Annotated in this window: 2 protein-coding genes; both read left to right on the forward strand. The window is 72.8% G+C overall.

Annotated elements, in window-relative coordinates:
* Positions 1 to 21 precede the first annotated feature (21 nt).
* Complete coding sequence (locus tag ACF089_RS35150) at positions 22 to 20,256, forward strand: type I polyketide synthase (protein WP_392036072.1); 20,235 nt, start codon at positions 22 to 24, stop codon at positions 20,254 to 20,256.
* Between the two features lie 186 nt (positions 20,257 to 20,442).
* A partial coding sequence (locus ACF089_RS35155; protein WP_392036074.1) for a type I polyketide synthase occupies positions 20,443 to 21,851 on the forward strand: 1,409 nt, incomplete at its 3' end.

The raw sequence follows: 21,851 nt of genomic DNA on the forward strand, positions 1-21,851 counted from the left end.
GCCCGAAGTGCGGAGTAAGTGATGACAACCCCCAACGAAAAAGTCGTTGTAGCGCTGCGGGCCTCCCTGAAGGAAGCCGACCGGCTGCGCCGCCGGAACCAGGAGCTGACCGACGCCGCGCGTGAGCCGATCGCGATCGTCGGCATGAGCTGCCGCTTCCCCGGCGGCGTCCGCTCGCCCGAGGAGCTGTGGAACCTCGTGTCGAACGGCGGCGACGCCATCTCCGGCTTCCCCGTCGACCGGGGCTGGGACATCGAGTCGCTCTACGACCCCGACCCCGACCACGAGGGCACCACCTACGCCCGCGACGGCGGATTCCTGCACGACGCGGCCGACTTCGACGCCTCCTTCTTCGGCATCTCGCCGCGCGAGGCGCTCGCCATGGACCCGCAGCAGCGGCTGCTCCTCGAAACCTCGTGGGAGGTCTTCGAGCGCGCCGGCATCGACCCCGCGTCGCTGCGCGGCACCCGCGCCGGAGTCTTCGTCGGCGCGTCCGCCAACGCCTACGGAGCGGGCTCCCAGGATCTGCCCGACGGAGTGGAGGGCCATCTCCTCACCGGCACCGCCTCCAGCGTGGTGTCCGGCCGGCTCGCCTACGTCTTCGGACTCGAGGGCCCGGCCGCCACCATCGACACGGCCTGCTCCTCCTCGTCGGTCGCCCTCCACATGGCCGTCCAGGCACTCCGCCAGGGCGAATGCTCACTGGCGCTCGCGGCGGGCGTCACCGTGCTCGCGGGCCCGGACGTCTTCGTCGAGTTCAGCCGCCAGCGCGGGCTGTCGCCCGACGGCCGCTGCCGGTCCTTCGCCGAGGCCGCCGACGGCACCGGCTGGTCCGAGGGCGTCGGCGTCCTGCTGGTCGAACGGCTCTCCGACGCCCGCAGGAACGGCCACCGGATCCTCGCCGTCGTGCGCGGCTCGGCGGTCAACCAGGACGGCGCGTCCAACGGCCTCACCGCCCCCAACGGGCCCGCCCAGCAGCGCGTCATCCACCAGGCGCTGGAGAGCGCCCGACTGACCCCGGCCGACATCGACGCCGTCGAGGCGCACGGCACCGGCACCACCCTCGGCGACCCCATCGAGGCCCAGGCGCTGCTGGCGACCTACGGCCAGGACCGCCCGGCCGGCCGCCCGCTCCACCTCGGCTCGCTCAAGTCCAACATCGGGCACACGCAGAACGCCGCCGGTGTCGCGGGCATCATCAAGATGGTCATGGCCATGCGCCACGGGGTGCTCCCGCGGACCCTCCACATCGACCGGCCGACCTCGCACGTCGACTGGTCGGCGGGCGAGATCTCACTCCTCACGGAGGCCGTGGAGTGGCCGGATACGGGCCGCCCGCGCCGCGTCGGCGTCTCCGCGTTCGGCGTCAGCGGCACCAACGCCCACACCATCATCGAACAGGCCCCGGACGAGATCGACGCGCCTGCCGCGCCCGAGCCCGCCACCGCCCCGCCCGTCGTGCCGTGGATTCTCTCCGCCAAGGGCCAGGACGCCCTGCGCGCCCAGGCGAGCGGGCTGCGCGCCCACTGCGAGGAGCACCCCGGGCTCCGTACGGCCGACATCGCCCAGACCCTGGCGGCCGGGCGCGCCTCCTTCGAGGACCGCGCCGTCGTCGTGGCGTCCGACCGCGAGGGCCTGCTGACCGGCCTCACGGCGCTCGCCGAGGGCGACTCCGCGCCCGGCCTGGTCACGGGCTCGCCCGTCGCGGGGAAGCTGGCGTTCCTGTTTACGGGGCAGGGGAGTCAGCGGCTGGGGATGGGGGCTGAGCTGTACGAGGCGTATCCGGTGTTCGCGGCTGCGCTGGACGAGGTGTGCGCCGGTTTTGATCTGCCGTTGAAGGAAGCGCTGTTCTCTTCGGAGAGCGGTGCTCTCGACGAGACCGCCTATACCCAGCCCGCCCTCTTCGCCATCGAGGTCGCGCTGTTCCGTCTGTTCGAAGCGTGGGGCGTTCGGCCCGACTTCCTCTCCGGTCATTCGATCGGTGAGATCGCGGCCGCGCATGTCGCCGGGGTGTTTTCTCTCCAGGACGCCTGCACGCTGGTCGCCGCTCGTGGCCGTCTGATGCAGGCCCTGCCCACCGGCGGGGTGATGATCGCCGTCCAGGCGACTGAGGACGAGATCCTTCTGCTGCTGACCGACCGGGTGAGCATCGCCGCGATCAACGGCCCCCGGTCGGTCGTCATCGCGGGCGACGAGGACGCGGCCCTCGCGGTCGTCGCCCACTTCGCCGACCGCAAGACCAAGCGCCTGACCGTGAGCCACGCGTTCCACTCGCCCCACATGGACGGCATGCTCGACGCCTTCCGCGAGATCGCCGAGGGACTCACGTACCAGGCCCCGTCCATCCCGGTGGTCTCCAACCTCACCGGCGGGCTCGTCACCGACGAGATGTCGAACGCCGACTTCTGGGTCTGCCATGTCCGCGAAGCCGTCCGCTTCCTGGACGGCGTACGCTGGCTGGAGAGCCGGGGCGTCACCTCGTACGTCGAACTCGGCCCGGACGGGATCCTCTCCGCCCTCGCCCAGGACTGCGTCACCGAGCCCGCCGCCTTCGTCCCCGTACTCCGCGCAGGCCGCCCGGAGGCCGAGACGGCCGTCACCGCGCTCGCGAACCTGCACACCCGTGGCACCGCCGTCGACTGGGAGGCGTTCTACGCCGGCACCGGGGCACGGCGCGTGGATCTGCCGACGTACGCCTTCCAGCGGCAGCGCTACTGGATCGAGCCCGGCACCGGACCCGGCGATCTGGGCGCCGCCGGACTGGAGTCCGCGGGACACCCCCTGCTCGGAGCCACGGTGGCGCTCGCCGACTCCGACGGCTTCCTCTTCACCGGGCGGCTCGGCCTCGACACCCACCCCTGGCTCGCCGACCACACGGTCATGGACACTGTCCTGCTGCCCGGCACCGCCTTCGTCGAGCTGGCGATCCGCGCGGGCGACCAGGTCGGCTGCGACACCGTGGAGGAGCTGACGCTCGAAGCGCCGCTCGTGCTCCCCGAACGCGGCGCGGTGCGAGTGCAGATCCATGTGGGCACGCCGGACGCCGACGGCTCCGGACGCCGCACCTTCACCCTCTCCTCCCGCCCCCAGGACAGCGCGGCCGACGACCCCTGGACGCGGCACGCCGGCGGCGTACTCGCCCCGGGCGCGGCACGACCGGACTCCGCACCGGCCCCATGGCCCCCGGAGGGCGCCGAACCCATCCCCACCGAGAGCCTGTACGCCGACCTCGCCGAGGTCGGCATGGCGTACGGCCCCGTCTTCCGCGGCCTCACCGCCGCGTGGCGGCACGGACAGAGCGTCTGCGCCGAGGTCGCCCTGCCGGAGGAGAACGCCGCCGCGGCACGCGACTTCGGCCTGCACCCCGCCCTCCTGGACGCCGCACTGCACGCCCTCGGCCTCGGCGTCCTGGGCGGCGTCGAGGGCGAGGGCCGCCTCCCCTTCGCCTGGACCGGAGTCACCCTCCACGCCTCCGGGGCCGACGCGCTGCGGGTGCGCCTCTCCCCGGCGGGCCCCAGCGGGATACGTCTGGAGATCACCGACACGGCCGGCGCGCCCGTCGCCACCGTCGACTCGCTCGTGCTGCGCACCGTCACGGCCGAGCAGGTCCGGAGCGCCCGCACCGCCCGCCACGAGTCCGTGTTCCGGACCGAGTGGACACCCCTGACGACCGCCCCCGACGACGGGAAGCCCGCGCTCCGCTGGGCCGTACTGGGCGCGGAGGACACCACCCGCACCCTGCGGGACGCCCTCCCCGGCACCGTCACCGCGCACCCGGACCTCGCCGCGCTGGCCGCCGCCGTCGAGGCCGGAGCCGATGCGCCCGACGCCGTGCTCATCGGCTACGGACCGGCCGCCGACCTCTCCGCACAGGCCGACCTCTCCGCACAGGCCGTGCACACCGCCACCCGCCACGCGCTCGCCGTCGCCCGCGCCTGGCTCGGCGACGAGCCCTTCGGCGGCGAACGGTTCGCCGCCGCCCGTCTCGTCGTCCTCACCCGGGGCACGGTCGCCGCCGTCGACGGCGACACCCTCACCGACCCGGTCCACGCCGCCGTCCGGGGACTGCTCCGCTCGGCCCAGTCCGAGCACCCCGACCGGCTGCTGCTCGTCGACACCGACGGACTCGACGCCTCCGCCCGGGCCCTGCCCACCGCCTTCGCCGCGGCCCTCGCCGCCGACGAGCCGCAGCTCGCCCTCCGCGCGGGCACTCCGCACGTGCCCCGACTCGCCCGTATCGCCGCCACGGCCGCCGATGCCGAAGCCGCCTCCGGGAACACTCCGTACGCCCCCGACGCCACCGTCCTCATCACCGGCGCGGGCGGCATGCTGGGCGGCCTCGTCGCCCGCCGGCTCGTCGCCGAACACGGCGTACGGCACCTCCTCCTGCTGGGCCGGCGCGGCGACGCGACCCCGGCCGCGCGGCGGCTCACCGCCGAACTGGCCGAAGCGGGCGCGACGGTCACCTGGGCCGCCTGCGACGCGGCGGACCGGGACGCGCTCGCCGCCGTACTCGCCGCCGTCCCCGCCGAGCACCCGCTCGGAGCGGTCGTCCACACCGCCGGCGTCCTCGACGACGGAGTGATCTCCTCCCTCACGCCCGAGCGGCTCTCCGCGGTGCTCCGGCCCAAGGTCGACGCCGCCTGGAACCTGCACGAGCTGACCCGGCGCCTCGACCTCACCGCCTTCGTCCTCTTCTCCTCCATCGCCGGCCACTTCGGCGGCCCCGGACAGGGCAACTACGCGGCGGCCAACGTCTTCCTCGACGCCCTGGCCCAGCACCGGCGGGACCAGGGGCTTCCCGGCCTGTCCACCGCCTGGGCCCTCTGGGCCGACAGCGCGGGCATGGCCGGCGGACTTGACCAGGCCGACATCGACCGGATGCGACGGGCCGGACTGCCCCCGCTCACCACCGCCGAAGGCCTGGAACTCTTCGACCTCGCCCACCGCGTCGGCGACGCGGCCCCGGTCCTCATGCGCGCCGACCTCACCGCCCTGCGCGCGCAGGCCGCCGCCGGCGGCATGGCACCCCTGCTGCGCGGCCTCGTCCGGACGCCCGCCCGCCGAACCGCCCGCGGCACGGCCGGCGCCGCCGACGAGTCCGGGCTGCGACAGCGACTCGCCGGGCTCTCCGCCGCCGAACAGGACCGTGCGCTCCTCGACCTGGTCCGCCGCCAGGTCGCCGCCGCGCTCGGCCACTCCGGACCCTCCGCCGTCGAACCGGGCCGCTCCTTCAAGGAGCTGGGCTTCGACTCCCTCACCGCCGTCGAGCTGCGCAATCTGCTGGGCGACGCCACCGGACGACGGCTGCCCGCCACCCTCGTCTTCGACTATCCGACCGCCGCCGCCCTCGCCGCCCATCTCCGCGACGAGATCATCGGCGACGTCTCCGCCGCCGACCCGGCCGGCGCACTCCTCGGCACGGCCGGCCGCGCCGCGGACCAGGACGACGACCCGATCGCGATCATCGCGATGAGCTGCCGCTTCCCCGGCGGCATCACATCCCCCGAAGACCTGTGGCGACTGCTCGCCGAAGGCCGCGACGGCATCACCGGCTTCCCCGCCGACCGGGGCTGGGACCTCGACACCCTCTACAGCGACGACCCCGACCGCGAAGGCACCAGCTACGCCCGCGAGGGCGGCTTCCTCCACGAAGCCGCCGAGTTCGACGCCGACTTCTTCGGGATCTCGCCGCGCGAGGCGCTCGCCATGGACCCGCAGCAGCGCATCCTCCTGGAGACCACCTGGGAGACGTTCGAGCGCGCCGGCATCGACCCCACCGCGCTGCGCGGCAGCCGTACCGGTGTGTTCGTCGGCTCCAACGCGCAGGACTACCTCCAGCTCTGGCTGAACGACTCCGACGGCCTCGAAGGCCATCTGGGCACGGGCAACGCGGCGAGCGTGGTCTCCGGCCGGCTCTCCTACACCTTCGGCCTGGAGGGACCGGCGGTCACGATCGACACCGCCTGCTCCTCCTCGCTGGTCACCCTGCACCTCGCCGCCCAGGCGCTGCGGCGCGGCGAGTGCTCGATGGCCCTCGCGGGCGCGGTGACGATCATGTCGACACCGGGCGCGTTCACCGAGTTCAGCCGTCAGCGGGGCCTCGCGGCCAACGCCCGTATCAAGGCCTTCGCCGCCGGCGCCGACGGCACGAGCTGGTCCGAGGGCGTCGGCATGCTCCTGGTCGAGCGGCTTTCCGACGCGCGCCGCAACGGACACCCGGTGCTGGCGATCGTCCGCGGCACCGCCGTCAACCAGGACGGCGCGTCCAACGGACTCACCGCCCCCAACGGCCCCTCCCAGCAGCGCGTCATCCGCGAGGCGCTCGCCGACGCCGGTCTCACCGCCCCCGACATCGACGCCGTCGAGGCCCACGGCACCGGCACCACCCTCGGCGATCCGATCGAGGCGCAGGCCCTCCTCGCCACCTACGGACAGGGGCGGCCCGAGAACCGGCCGCTGTGGCTGGGCTCCGTCAAGTCCAACATCGGCCACACCCAGGCCGTCGCCGGTGCGGCCGGCGTCATCAAGATGGTCATGGCGATACGGAATGGAACGCTTCCGCAGACCCTCCACATCGACGAGCCCACCCCCTTCGTGGACTGGACGGCGGGTGACATCGCGCTGTTGACGGAGGCGGTGGAGTGGCCGGCGACCGGCCGTCCGCGCCGGGCCGGCGTCTCCTCGTTCGGCTACAGCGGCACCAACGCCCACGCCATCATCGAACAGGCTCCGCCGGGTCCCGAGACCTCGGCGGCGACCGCCGAGATCCCGGCGGCCGCCGAGGGCCGGTCCGCGAGCCCCGAGACCCCGGCGACCGCCGAGGAGCGGTCCGCGCACCCCGCCCTGCCCGTCCTTCCGTGGCTCGTCTCGGGCCGCACCCGGCCGGCTCTGCGGGCCCAGGCGGAACGGCTCCGCGCGACGGACCCGCTGTCCGACTCCGATACGCCGGGCACGGCACGCGACCTCGGCTACTCCCTGGCGACGAGCCGCGCCGCGCTGGAGCACCGGGCCGTTCTCATCGGCTCCGACGGCCCCGCCCTGACGTCCGGGCTGGCCGCCCTCGCGGCGGGGGAGCGGACACCGGGCCTGGTGGAGGGCACGGTGACCAGCGGTGGTCTCGCGTTCCTGTTCACGGGGCAGGGGAGTCAGCGGCCGGGGATGGGGGCTGAGCTGTATGAGGCGTATCCGGTGTTCGCGGCCGCGCTGGACGAGGTGTGTGCGGGCTTCGATCTGCCGTTGAAGGAAGCGCTGTTCTCTTCGGAGAGTGGTGCTCTCGATGAGACGTCGTATGCGCAGCCGGCGCTGTTCGCGGTCGAGGTGGCGCTGTTCCGGTTGTTCGAGGCGTGGGGTGTGCGGCCGGACTTCGTGTCGGGTCATTCGATCGGTGAGATCGCGGCCGCGCATGTGGCCGGGGTGTTCTCGCTGGCCGATGCGTGCACGCTGGTGGCTGCTCGTGGCCGTCTGATGCAGGCCCTGCCGACCGGCGGGGTGATGATCGCTGTCCAGGCGTCGGAGGACGAGGTGCTGCCTCACCTCACTGACCGGGTGAGCATCGCAGCGGTCAACGGCCCGCAGTCGGTCGTGGTCGCGGGTGACGAGGATGCCGTCCTGGCGGTCGTCGAGCACTTCGCGGACCGTAAGACCAAGCGTCTGACGGTGAGCCATGCGTTCCACTCGCCGCACATGGACGGGATGCTGGAGGCGTTCCGCGAGGTGGCCGAGGGGCTGTCGTACGCGAGCCCGGCCATCCCGGTGGTGTCGAATCTGACGGGTGCGCTGGTCGCGGACGAGATGTCGTCCGCCGACTTCTGGGTACGGCACGTCCGCGAGGGCGTGCGTTTCCTGGACGGCATGCGCGCGCTGGAGGCCGCCGGGGTCGTGACATATGTCGAGCTGGGCCCGGAGGGGGTGCTGTCCGCCCTCGGACAGGAGTGCGTCGCGGCCGGGGACTTCACTCCCGCGCTCCGTGCCGGTCGCCCGGAGGCCGAGACGGCGGTCACCGCTCTCGCGCGGATGCACGTACGCGGTGTGGACGTGGACTGGTCCGCGTTCTTCGCCGGAAGCGGTGCTCGCCGGGTGGAGCTGCCGACGTACGCCTTCCAGCGGCAGCGGTACTGGCCGCGCACGATCCTGTCCGCCGTCGCACCGACCGCCGCCGGATCGGACCATGGCGTGGACGCCCGGTTCTGGGACGCGGTGGAGCGGCAGGATCTGGCTTCGCTGGTGACCGAGCTGGGCGTGGGTGAGGAGTCTCTCGGCGAGCTGGTCCCGGCGCTGTCGGCATGGCACCGGGATCAGCGTGCGCAGTCGGAGGTGGACGGCTGGCGTTACAGGGTGTCGTGGAAGCCGGTGGGTGAGGTTTCCGGGGCGCGGTTGTCGGGTGTGTGGGTGGCGGTGGTTCCGGCGGGTGTGGATGAGTCCGCGCTGTTGGGTGAGTGTGGGGCTGAGGTTCGGCGTGTGGTGGTGCCGGCGGGTGCGGATCGTTCCTCGTTGACGGACCTGCTGGCGTCGGTCGAAGGGTCTGTGACCGGTGTGGTGTCGTTCCTGGCGCTTGAGGGCGATGGGGTGTGGTCGACGGCTGCTGTGGTGCAGGCGTTGGGTGATGCCGGGGTGGGTGCTCCGGTGTGGTGTCTGACGCGTGGGGCTGTCTCTGTCGGTCGTTCGGACCGGTTGGAGTCGCCGTCTCAGGCTGGGGTGTGGGGTCTGGGTCGGGTGGCGGCTCTGGAGGTTCCGGAGCGGTGGGGCGGTCTGGTGGATCTGCCGGCGGTGCTGGACGCGCGTGCTGTGGCGCGTGTGGTCGGCGTGCTCGCGGGCGGTGGTGCTGAGGATCAGGTCGCGGTGCGTTCGTCGGGTGTGTTCGGGCGGCGTCTGGTCCGTGCCCCGCGCGGTGAAGGCTCCTGGGTTCCGTCGGGGACAGTTCTGGTCACGGGTGGTACGGGTGCTCTGGGCGGTCGGGTGGCTCGCTGGCTGGCGGGTGCGGGTGCCGGGCGTGTGGTGCTGACGAGTCGTCGTGGCCCGGAGGCTCCGGGTGCTGCTGAGCTGGTGGCGGAGCTGGAGGCCCTGGGTGTTGAGGCGGAGGCGGTGGCCTGTGACACGGCCGACCGGGATGCTGTGCGGGTTCTGCTGGAAGGGCTGTCAGGTTCGCTGACCGGTGTCGTGCACACGGCGGGTGTGCTGGACGACGGCGTACTCGACGCGCTCACCCCGGACCGGTTCGAGAGCGTGCTGCGGGCGAAGGCGACCTCCGCCCGTAACCTCCACGAGCTGACGGTCGAGCTGGGCATCGAACTGTCCGCGTTCGTTCTCTTCTCCTCGATGAGCGGGACGATCGGCGCCGCCGGTCAGGGCAATTACGCGGCCGCGAACGCCTATCTCGATGCTCTGGCCGAGCAGCGGCACGCTGATGGTCTGGCGGCGACGTCGATCGCTTGGGGCCCGTGGGCCGAGGGCGGGATGGCTGCAGACGACGCGCTCGACGCCCGGATGCGTCAGGGTGGCGTTCCGCCCATGGACGCGGGTCTGGCGATCGCGGCTCTTGAGCGGTCGGTCGGTTCGTCCGATGCGGTGCTGACCGTCGCGGACTTCGACTGGGCGCGGTTCGCGCCCGCGTTCACGCGCGTACGGCCCTCCAGTCTCCTCACGGAACTCCCCGAAGCCGCAGCCGCCACGACCGAAGCGGAGAACGCCGGCGACGGCACGGCCCGAACCGGGTCCTCGCTCGTGGCGCGGCTGCGCGAAACGGCCGAGGCGGACCGGGACGCGTTGATCCTGGACCTGGTCAGAGCCCAGGTGGCCGAGGTGCTGGGGCACTCCGGGGCGGAGGCCATCGAGGCGGGACGGGCGTTCCGCGAGATCGGCTTCGACTCGCTCACGGCGGTCGAGCTGCGCAACCGGCTCGGCGCCGTCACCGAGCTGCGGCTGCCCGCCACGCTGATCTACGACTACCCGACCTCGGCCGCGCTCGCCGCGTACCTGCGCGAAGAACTCGTGGGCAGTGTGCGCGTCGCCGGGACTCTGCTTCCGGCCGCCGTCGCCACCGACGACGACCCGATCGCGATCGTCGCCATGAGCTGCCGCTTCCCCGGCGGCGTACGCACCCCGGAAGATCTCTGGCAGCTGCTCGCCACCGGCGGGGACGCCATCGCGGACCTTCCGCTGGACCGTGGCTGGGACGTGGAATCGCTGTACGACGCGGACCCCGGGGCCCAAGGCACGTCGTACGCGCGCGAGGGCGGCTTCCTCTACGACGCGGCCGACTTCGACGCCGACTTCTTCGGGATCTCGCCGCGCGAGGCGCTCGCGATGGACCCGCAGCAGCGGCTGCTCCTCGAAACCTCCTGGGAGGCGTTCGAGCGGGCCGGAATCGACCCGGCGACGCTGCGCGGCAGCCAGGCCGGCGTGTTCGTCGGCACCAACGGACAGGACTATCTGTCCGTTCTCCTGGAGGAGCCCGAGGGACTTGAGGGCCATTTGGGCACGGGCAACGCGGCGAGCGTGGTCTCCGGCCGGCTCTCCTACACCTTCGGTCTCGAAGGCCCGGCGGTCACCGTCGACACCGCCTGCTCGTCGTCGCTGGTCGCCCTCCACTGGGCGATTCAGGCGCTGCGCAACGGCGAATGCTCGCTGGCGCTGGCCGGCGGTGTCACGGTGATGTCCACCCCCGGCACCTTCATCGAGTTCAGCCGTCAGCGCGGTCTCGCGGCCGACGGCCGGGTCAAGGCGTTCGCCGCAGGCGCGGACGGTACGGGCTGGGGCGAGGGCGTCGGCATGCTGCTCGTGGAGCGGCTCTCCGACGCGCGCCGCAACGGCCACCCGGTGCTCGCTGTCGTGCGTGGCTCGGCGGTCAACCAGGACGGTGCGTCCAATGGTCTGACGGCTCCGAACGGTCCGTCGCAGCAGCGGGTGATCCGTCAGGCGCTGGCGGGCGCCGGTCTGTCGGCGGCTGACGTCGACGCGGTGGAGGCGCACGGTACGGGGACGAGGCTCGGGGACCCGATCGAGGCGCAGGCGCTGCTCGCGACCTACGGTCAGGACCGGTCCGAGGACCGTCCGCTGCTGCTGGGGTCCATCAAGTCCAACATCGGCCACACGCAGGCCGCCGCCGGTGTCGCCGGTGTGATCAAGATGGTGCTGGCGATGCAGCACGGGGTGCTGCCGCAGAGCCTCCACATCGATGAGCCGTCGCCGCAGGTCGACTGGGAGGCCGGAGAGGTCTCGCTGCTGACGGAGGCGGTGGAGTGGCCGGAGACCGGCCGCCCGCGCCGGGCCGGCGTCTCGTCCTTCGGCTTCAGCGGCACCAACGCGCACACGATCATCGAGCAGGCCCCCGCGACCGACCGGGACGAGGTCCGGCCCGACCGGCCGTCCGGCTCCCTGCCGCTGGTGCTCTCGGGGCGGAGCGACACCGCCCTCCGCGAGCAGGCCGACAATCTGCGCGCCAGGCTTCTCGCCGATCCGGAACTCCATCTGTCCGACATCGGCCGCACACTGACCACCGGCCGCTCGGCGTTCGAGCGCCGTGCGGCTGTGGTGGCCGCTGATCGGGAGGGTCTGCTCGCGGGGCTTGAGGTGCTGGCCGAGGGTGGTTCGGCGGCTGGTGTGGTGGCGGGTTCGCCGTCCGGCGGGAAGCTGGCGTTCCTGTTCACGGGGCAGGGGAGTCAGCGGCTGGGGATGGGCGCCGAGCTGTATGAGGCGTATCCGGTGTTCGCGGACGCGCTCGATGAGGTGTGCGCTCACCTTGACGGGCTTCTGGATGTGCCGTTGAAGGAGGCGCTGTTCTCGTCCGAGAGCGGTGCTCTCGATGAGACCGCCTACACCCAGCCGGCGCTGTTCGCGATTGAGGTGGCGCTGTTCCGGCTCCTCGAAGCCTGGGGTGTCCGTCCCGACTTCCTCTCCGGGCACTCTCTCGGTGAGATCGCGGCCGCGCATGTGGCCGGGGTGTTCTCACTGGCCGATGCCTGCACGCTGGTCGCCGCGCGTGGCCGTCTGATGCAGGCGCTGCCGACCGGTGGCGTGATGATCGCTGTCCAGGCGTCGGAGGACGAGGTCCTTCCGCTGCTGACCGACCGGGTGAGCATCGCCGCGATCAACGGCCCCCGGTCCGTCGTCATCGCCGGTGACGAGGACGCGGCCCTCGCGGTCATCGCCCACTTCGCCGACCGCAAGACCAAGCGCCTGACCGTGAGCCACGCGTTCCACTCGCCCCACATGGACGGGATGCTGGACGCGTTCCGGCAGGTCGTGGAGGGGCTCACGTACCGGGTCCCCTCGATTTCTGTGGTGTCGAATCTGACGGGTGCGCTGGTCGCGGACGAGATGTCGAACGCCGGCTTCTGGGTCCGGCACGTCCGTGAGGCAGTTCGCTTCCTGGACGGCATCCGCGCGCTGGAAGCCGCAGGCGTCACCTCGTACATCGAACTCGGCCCGGAGGGGGTGCTGTCCGCGCTCGGGCAGGAGTGCGCGGAAAGCGGGGCCTTCATCCCCGTACTCCGTGCAGGTCGCCCGGAGACCGAGAGCGTCGCCATGGCCGTCGCACGGGCTCATGTGCAGGGTGTCGCGGTCGACTGGGAGGCCTATTTCGCGGGCGCCGGTGCTCAGAGCGTCGATCTGCCGACATATGCCTTCCAGCGGGAGCGGTACTGGCCGGAGACGGCGGCGAAGAGCGTTGCGCCGCAGGCCGGCGGGGTCGTGGACGCGGTGGACGCCCGGTTCTGGGACGCGGTGGAGCGGCAGGATCTGGCTTCGCTGGTGACCGAGCTGGGCGTGGGTGAGGAGTCTCTCGGCGAGCTGGTCCCGGCGCTGTCGGCATGGCACCGGGATCAGCGTGCGCAGTCGGAGGTGGACGGCTGGCGTTACCGGGTGGCGTGGAAGCCGGTGGGTGAGGTTTCCGGGGCGCGGTTGTCGGGTGTGTGGGTGGCGGTGGTTCCGGCGGGTGTGGATGAGTCCGCGCTGTTGGGTGAGTGTGGGGCTGAGGTTCGGCGTGTGGTGGTTCCGGGGGGTGCGGATCGTTCCGTGCTGGCTGGACTCCTCGCCGGGGTTGAGGGTCCGGTCGCGGGTGTGGTGTCGTTCCTGGCGCTTGAGGGCGATGGGGTGTGGTCGACGGCCGGTCTGGTGCAGGCGTTGGGTGATGCCGGGGTGGGTGCTCCGGTGTGGTGTCTGACGCGTGGTGCGGTGTCGGTGGGGCGTTCGGATCGGTTGGAGAGCCTGTCTCAGGCTGGGGTGTGGGGTCTGGGCCGGGTGGCGGCTTTGGAGGTTCCGGAGCGGTGGGGCGGTCTGGTGGATCTGCCGGCCGTGCTGGACGCGCGTGCGGTCGCTCGTGTGGTCGGCGTGCTCGCGGGCGGTGGTGCTGAGGATCAGGTCGCGGTGCGTTCGTCGGGTGTGTTCGGGCGGCGTCTGGTCCGTGCCCCGCGCGGTGAAGGCTCCTGGGTTCCGTCGGGGACAGTTCTGGTCACGGGTGGTACGGGTGCTCTGGGCGGTCGGGTGGCTCGGTGGCTGGCGGGTGCGGGTGCCGGGCGTGTGGTGTTGACGAGTCGTCGTGGCCTGGAGGCTCCGGGTGCTGCTGAGCTGGTGGCGGAGCTGGAGGCCCTGGGTGTCGAGGCGGAGGCGGTGGCGTGTGACTCGGCCGACCGGGATGCTCTGCGGGTTCTGCTGGAAGGACTGTCAGGCTCGCTGACCGGTGTGGTGCACACGGCGGGTGTGCTGGACGACGGCGTACTCGACGCGCTCACCCCGGACCGGTTCGAGAGCGTGCTGCGGGCGAAGGCGACCTCCGCCCGCAACCTGCACGAGCTGACGGTCGAACTCGGCATCGAACTCTCCGCCTTCGTTCTCTTCTCCTCCGTCACCGGCACATGGGGAACCGCCGGTCAGGCCAACTACGCTGCCGCGAACGCCTATCTCGATGCTCTGGCCGAGCAGCGGCACGCTGACGGTCTGGCGGCGACGTCGATCGCCTGGGGCCCCTGGGCCGAGGGCGGGATGGCCGCCGATGAGGCGCTCGACGCCCGGATGCGCCGGGGCGGCGTACCGCCGATGAACGGCGACGCGGCCGTCAACGCCCTGCGGCGGGCGGTGGGGTCGAACGACACCGTCGTCGCGATCGCGGACGTCGACTGGGAGCGGTTCGTACCCGCCTTCACGGCTGTGCGGTCCAGCGGTCTTCTGAACGAGCTGCCCGAGGCGCGGCACGCGCTCGCGCCGCTCCCCGACGCGCGCGACGCCGACGCCGGTCACTCGCTGACCCGGCGGCTGACGGAACTCTCCGCCTCGGAGCGGGACCGATTCCTGGTCGATCTCGTACGCGGGGAAGTGGCGGCGGTACTCGGCCACACCGGGCTGGAGACCGTCGGCGCGGGGCGTGCCTTCAAGGAGCTGGGCTTCGACTCGCTCACGGCGGTCGAGCTGCGCAACCGGCTCGGCGCGGCCACCGAACTGCGGCTGCCCGCCACACTGATCTACGACTACCCGACCTCGGGCGCGCTCGCCGAGTACCTCCGGAGCGAACTTCTCGGTACGGGGACGGAGACGGCGGGGCCTCTCGCCACGACGACCGTCACGGACGGCGATCCGATCGCGATCGTGGCGATGAGCTGCCGTTTCCCCGGCGGTGTACGGACTCCCGAGGATCTCTGGCAGCTGCTGGCGACGGGCGGGGACGCCATCGGCGAGTTCCCCGCCGACCGTGGCTGGGACGCCGAGTCGCTGTTCGGACCGCAGGCCGAGCAGGAGGTCCCGTACGCCCGCGAGGGCGGGTTCCTCTACGACGTGGCCGACTTCGACGCCGGGTTCTTCGGGATCTCGCCGCGTGAGGCGCTGGCCATGGATCCGCAGCAGCGGTTGCTCCTCGAAACCTCGTGGGAGGCGTTCGAGCGGGCCGGGATCGACCCGGCGACGCTGCGCGGCAGCCAGGCCGGCGTGTTCGTCGGCACCAACGGACAGGACTACCTCTCCCTCGTACTGAACTCCGCCGACGGCGGCGACGGCTTCATGAGCACCGGAAACTCGGCGAGCGTGGTCTCCGGCCGGCTCTCCTACACCTTCGGTCTCGAAGGTCCGGCGGTCACCGTCGACACCGCCTGCTCGGCCTCGCTGGTCGCCCTCCATCTGGCGGTCCAGGCGCTGCGCAACGGCGAATGCTCGCTGGCGCTGGCCGGTGGCGTGACCGTGATGTCCACACCGGGCGCGTTCGTGGAGTTCAGCCGTCAGCGCGGTCTCGCGGAGAACGGCCGGATCAAGGCGTTTGCCGCAGGTGCGGACGGTACGGGCTGGGGTGAGGGCGTCGGCATGCTGCTCGTGGAGCGGCTCTCCGACGCGCGGGCCAAGGGGCACCCGGTCCTGGCGATCGTCCGTGGTTCGGCGGTCAACCAGGACGGTGCGTCCAATGGTCTGACGGCTCCGAACGGTCCGTCGCAGCAGCGGGTGATCCGTCAGGCGCTGGCGGGCGCCGGGCTCGCGGCGACCGATGTGGACGCGGTGGAGGCGCACGGTACGGGCACGAGGCTCGGGGACCCGATCGAGGCACAGGCGCTCCTCGCCACGTACGGTCAGGACCGGCCGGAGGATCAGCCGCTGCTGCTGGGTTCGATCAAGTCGAACATCGGGCACACCCAGGCGGCCGCCGGTGTCGCGGGCGTCATCAAGATGGTGCTGTCCATGCAGCACGGGGTGCTTCCGCAGACCCTGCACGTGGACGAGCCGACTCCGCATGTGGACTGGTCGGCGGGCGATATCGCGCTGCTGACGGAGCTGCGGGAGTGGCCGGAGACCGGGCGTCCGCGCCGGGCCGGCGTCTCGTCCTTCGGTGTGAGCGGGACGAACGCCCACACCATCCTTGAGCAGGCGCCGCCCGCTCCTCAGCCGGACGGGTCCGGCTACGACCGGCCGGAGGACGGCCCCGCGACGACCGCGTGGGTTCTCTCGGGCAGGACCGAGGCGGCCCTGCGCGATCAGGCGGAGAAGCTGCGCGGCCGACTCGCGGCCGAGAGCGAGATCCACCCGGCTGATGTCGGGCTGTCCCTCGCGACCGGCCGGGCGGCGCTCGACCACCGCGCGGTGATCGTCGCGAGCGACCGGGCGGACTTCCTCCGGGAACTCGCCTCCCTCGCGGCGGGCGACCACTCCGCTTCGCAGGCGGTACGAGGCGTGTCGAGCACGGACGACCATCAGCTCGTCTTCCTCTTCACCGGGCAGGGCAGCCAGCGGCCCGGTATGGGCGCCGAGCTGTACGCGACCTATCCCGTGTTCGCGGACGCGCTCGACGCGGTCTGCGCGCACATGGACGCGCACCTCGAAGCGCCGCTGAAGGAAGCGCTGTTCTCCTCGGAGAGCGGTGCTCTCGACCAGACCGCCTACACCCAGCCCGCCCTCTTCGCCATCGAGGTCGCGCTGTTCCGGCTGTTCGAAGCGTGGGGTGTACGGCCCGACTTCCTCTCCGGTCATTCGATCGGTGAGATCGCGGCCGCGCATGTCGCCGGGGTGTTCTCCCTGGCTGACGCCTGCACGCTGGTCGCCGCGCGCGGCCGTCTGATGCAGGCGCTGCCGACCGGCGGGGTGATGATCGCCGTACAGGCTTCTGAGGACGAGGTGCTGCCTCACCTCACCGACCGGGTGAGCATCGCCGCGATCAACGGCCCCCAGTCGGTCGTCATCGCGGGCGACGAGGACGCGGCCCTCGCGGTGATCGCGCACTTCGCCGACCGTAAGACCAAGCGGCTGACGGTGAGCCACGCCTTCCACTCGCCCCACATGGACGGGATGCTGGAGGCGTTCCGGCAGGTCGTGGAGGGTCTCACGTACCAGGCTCCGACCATCCCGGTGGTCTCCAACCTGACCGGATCCCTGGTCGCCGACGAGATGTCGAACGCCGGCTTCTGGGTCCGCCATGTCCGCGAAGCCGTCCGCTTCCTGGACGGCGTCCGCGCCCTGGAGACCGCCGGGGTCACCTCGTACGTCGAACTCGGTCCGGACGGGATCCTCTCCGCCCTCGCCCAGGACTGTGTCACCGAGCCCGCGGCCTTCGTCCCCGTACTCCGCGCAGGCCGCCCCGAGGCCGAGACGGCCGTCACCGCGCTCGCGAACCTGCACACCCGTGGCACCGCCGTCGACTGGGAGGCGTTCTACGCCGGCACCGGGGCACGGCGCGTGGATCTGCCGACGTACGCCTTCCAGCGGGAGCGCTACTGGGTGGACTCCTTCGCCGAGTTCGACGATGTCGCGTCGGTCGGCATCGGGAAGGCCGGGCATCCGCTGCTGGGTGCGGCGGTCGAGCTGCCGGACTCGGGAGGGTTCGTCTTCACCGGGCGGCTGGCGTCGCTGACCCACCCCTGGCTCGCCGATCATGTGCTGTCCGACTCGGCCGTCGTGCCCGGAGCGGCCTTCGTCGAACTGGCGGTACGGGCCGGGGACGAGGTGGGCTGCGACGTGGTGGAGGAGTTGACCCTCGAAGCGCCGCTCGTACTCCCCGAGCGGGGAGCCGTGCAGCTGCGCCTCACGGTGGGCGCGGCGGACGCGGACGGGCGTCGTCCGGTGCAGGCCCACAGCCGTGTCGAGCCGGCGGGCGAGACCGGGCCCACGGACGGCGCATGGGTGCGGAACGCCATCGGCCGCCTCTCCGCCGCCGCCGCCGACAACGACGCCAACGCCAACGCCAACGTGAACGCCACTGCCAACGCCTACGCCAACGGCGGCCCGGCCGAGACCCGCGCCGCCGGTGAGCCGGAGCCCGAGCCGTGGCCGCCGACCGGGGCCGAAGCCGTCTCCGGCGACGCGCTGCGCGACCGTCTGGCGGCCGCCGGGCTCCACCACGGGCCCGCGTTCCAGACCCTGACCCAGGTGTGGGCCAGGGGCGGGGAACTCTTCGCCGAGGCGCGGCTCGCCGACGAGCAGCACACCTCGGCCGGACGGTTCTCGCTCCACCCGGCGCTGCTCGACGCCGCCTCGCAGGCGCTGTCCGTCGGCGCCGCCGATGGCGCGGGCACGGCCCGGGTGCCGCTCGTCTGGCGAGGAGTGCGGCTCCACGCCGTCGGGGCGGACGTCCTGCGGCTGCGCCTCACCCCTCGCGGACAGGACGCCGTCGCCGTCGAGCTGACCGACGAGAAGGGCGTACCGGTCGGCTCGGTGGAGGCGCTGGTGACGGAGGAGGTCGACGCCGGGCGGTTCGGCGCGGCCCCGGCCGGGACCGGCGCGGCCGATTCGCTGTTCCGGCTCGACTGGGCCCTGGTCCGGACCCCGGGCCGCCCGGACTCCGTCTCGCTCGCCGTCGTCGGCGACGCGGGCGACGGCGAGCTGGCAGCCGGGCTGACCGGCGCGGGGCTCGACGTCGACCGGTACGAGGACCTCGCGGCGCTCGACGCGGCCGTCGCCGCCGGGCGACCGGTCCCGGAGACCGTCCTCGTGCCCTTCTTCGGGCCGGAGGGCGATCCGCCGACCGCGGACACGGCGGCGGAGGCCGCGCACCTCGTACAGGAGGTGCGCGCGAACGCCCACCGGGCGCTGGAGACCGTACAGACCTGGTTGGAGAGCGCCCGGTTCGCGGGGGCGCGGCTGGCCGTCGTCACCAGGGGCGCGGTGGCCACCGGCCGGGAGGCCGGGGCCGATGCCGCCGACATGGCGTACGCGCCGCTGTGGGGGCTGCTGCGCGCGGCGCGGACCGAGAACCCGGACCGTTTCGTCCTCGTGGACCTGGATCGCGCGGACTCCGTCACCGGCTCCTGCCGGGCGCTCCCGGGCGCTCTGGTCTCCGGGGAGCCCGAGTCGGCCCTGCGCGGCGGCGCGGTGTACGCGCCCCGGCTGGCCGGGGCGGCGGGCGGACTGGTGACGACCTCGACCCGGCCCATCGACCCGGCGGGCGGACCGGCGACGACCCCGGCCCGGCCCATCGACCCGGCGGGCACGGTGCTGATCACCGGGGCGAGCGGCGGACTGGCCGGGCTGTTCGCCCGGCATCTGGTGGTGGAGCACGGTGTGCGGCGGTTGTTGCTCACGAGTCGGCGGGGTGGGGCGGCCGGGGGTGCTGCGGAGCTGGCGTCCGAGTTGACCGCGCTGGGTGCGGAGGTGACGTGGGCGGCGTGTGACGCGGCCGACCGGGAGGCGCTGGCCGCGCTGCTGGCCGCGATACCCGGCGACCGCCCGCTGACGGCCGTCGTGCACACGGCGGCCGTGCTGGACGACGGAGTGGTCGATCTGCTCACTCCGGAGCGGATGGACCGGGTGCTCCGGCCGAAGGCCGAGGCGGCGCTGCATCTGCACGAGCTGACGCGAGACCTCGATCTGTCGGCGTTCATCCTCTTCTCCGCGGCGTCCGGCACGCTGGGCGGCGCGGGCCAGGCCAACTACGCGGCGGCCAATGTCTTCCTTGACGCGCTCGCCCAGCACCGCAGGGCCCGCGGCCTCACCGCGCTCTCCCTGGTCTGGGGCATGTGGGCCGAAGAGCGGGGCATGGCGGGCCGGCTGACCCCGGCGGAGCGGGCCCGCGCCGCGCGAGGCGGTGTCGCGCCGCTCACGGCGGCGGAGGGACTGGCGCTCTTCGACGCCGCGCTCGCGGCAGGCGAGGCCGTCCTCGTACCGGTCGGGATCCATCCGGCGACCCTGCGGGCGCGCGCCGCGGACGGCGGCGTACCGCCGATGTTCCGGGGGCTGGTCCGGACTCCCGCACGCAGGTCCGTGCGACCCGCCGACCGGGCCGACCGTACGGATCGGGCGGCCGTCCCGGAGCGGACGCTCGTCGAGCGGCTCGCCGAGCTGTCGTCCGCCGAACGGGAGCGGACGGTGCTGGACCTGGTACGCGGTCAGGTGGCCGCCGTGCTCGGGTACAAGTCGGCGGAGGCCGTCGGCGGCGGACAGCCGTTCAAGGAGCTGGGCTTCGACTCGCTCACCGCGGTCGAGCTGCGCAACCGGCTCGTCGCCGCCAGCGGGCTGCGGCTGCCGGCCACCCTGGTCTACGATCACCCGAACCCGGGCGCGCTCGCCGAGCACCTGCTGAGCGAGGTCGCGCCCGACCAGGCCGGGCGCAGGCTCTCCGTCATGGAGGAACTCGACCGGCTGGAGAGCGCCCTCTCCTCGCCGGCGCCCGGCGAACTGTCCGCGGCCGCCGTCGACGAGGCCACGCACGCCCGGGTGGCGGTGCGTCTCCAGGCGCTGCTGAGCCAGTGGAACGAGGCTCGTGCGGCGGAGGGCGACGACGCGGCCCAGGAGATCGAGGACGCGAGCGACGACGAGCTGTTCGCCCTGATCGACCAGAAGTTCGGCCAGGGGTGATCCGCCGCCGGACGCATCGCCGCCGCCCCGGCGGTGCGTCCGGCGTCCGGACCCCGAGACGCTGAAACCAAGATCTGACGCCGCAGGTCTTGGAATGAGAGACCCGAGAAACCCGAGACACCCAAGACCTTTCGAGCGCGTGCGAATACCTCCACGATCTCGACCATGCGAATAGGTGAAGCGCCAGTGGCGAACGAAGCAAAGCTCCGCGAGTACCTCAAGAGGGTCACGACGGATCTGAACGAGGCACACGGACGGCTGCGGGAAATCGAGAGCCAGGCCCATGAGCCCATCGCCGTCACGGCGATCGGCTGCCGTTTCCCGGGCGGCGTGAATTCCCCGGAGGAACTGTGGGAACTGCTTCGGTCCGGCGGGGACGCGCTCACCGAATTCCCGGCCGACCGCGGCTGGGATCTCGACCGCCTCTTCTCGGACGACCCCGACGAGCCGGGCACCTCGGTCACCCGCGAAGGCGGCTTCCTCCGCGACGCGTCCTCGTTCGACGCCGCGTTCTTCGGGATCTCGCCGCGTGAGGCCATGGCGATGGATCCGCAGCAGCGGCTGCTGCTGGAGACGTCGTGGGAGGCGTTCGAGCGGGCGGGCATCGATCCGTCGTCCGTGCGCGGCAGCCAGGCCGGCGTGTTCGTCGGCATCAACGGCTCGGACTACCTCACCCCGCTCCTGGAGGCCGCCGAGGACTACGCGGGGCACCTGGGCACGGGCAACGCTGCCAGCGTCGTGTCCGGCCGGCTCTCCTACAGCTTCGGTCTCGAAGGTCCGGCGGTCACCGTCGACACCGCCTGCTCGGCCTCGCTGGTCGCCCTGCACCTCGCCGCTCAGGCGCTGCGCAACGGCGAGTGCTCCCTCGCGCTCGCGGGCGGGGTCCATGTGATGTCCACGCCCGGTCTCTTCGTCGAGTTCAGCAAGCAGCGCGGGCTGTCCGCGGACGGCCGCTGCAAGGCGTTCTCCGCCGCCGCCGACGGTTTCGGCCCCGCCGAGGGCGTGGGCGTCCTGGTGCTGGAGCGGCTCTCCGACGCGCGGAGGAACGGCCGTCCGGTGCTCGCCGTGATCCGTGGCTCGGCGATCAACCAGGACGGCGCGTCCAACGGACTCACCGCCCCCAACGGCCCCTCCCAGCAGCGCGTCATCCGGCAGGCCCTGGCCGCCGCCCGGCTCTCCGCGGACCAGGTCGACGTCGTGGAGGCCCACGGCACCGGCACCGGCCTCGGCGACCCCATCGAGGCACAGGCCCTGATCGCGACCTACGGTCAGGACCGGCCCGCCGATCAGCCGCTGCTCCTGGGCTCGATCAAGTCGAACATCGGCCACACCCAGGCCGCCGCCGGAGTCGCCGGTGTGATCAAGATGGTGCTCGCGATGCGTCACGGCGTCGTGCCGAAGTCCCTGCACATCGACCGGCCGTCGCCCCATGTGGAGTGGGCGGAGGGCGCGGTCTCGCTGCTCACCGAAGCCACGCCGTGGCCCGAGACCTCCCATCCGCGTCGTGCGGGGGTGTCGTCGTTCGGTTTCAGTGGGACGAACGCGCATGTGATCGTGGAGGAGGCTCCGGGGGAGGAGTCGGCGGCGGACGCGGA

The sequence above is a fragment of the Streptomyces sp. NPDC014894 genome (genome assembly GCF_043080985.1).
Classification (GTDB): Bacteria; Actinomycetota; Actinomycetes; order Streptomycetales; family Streptomycetaceae; genus Streptomyces.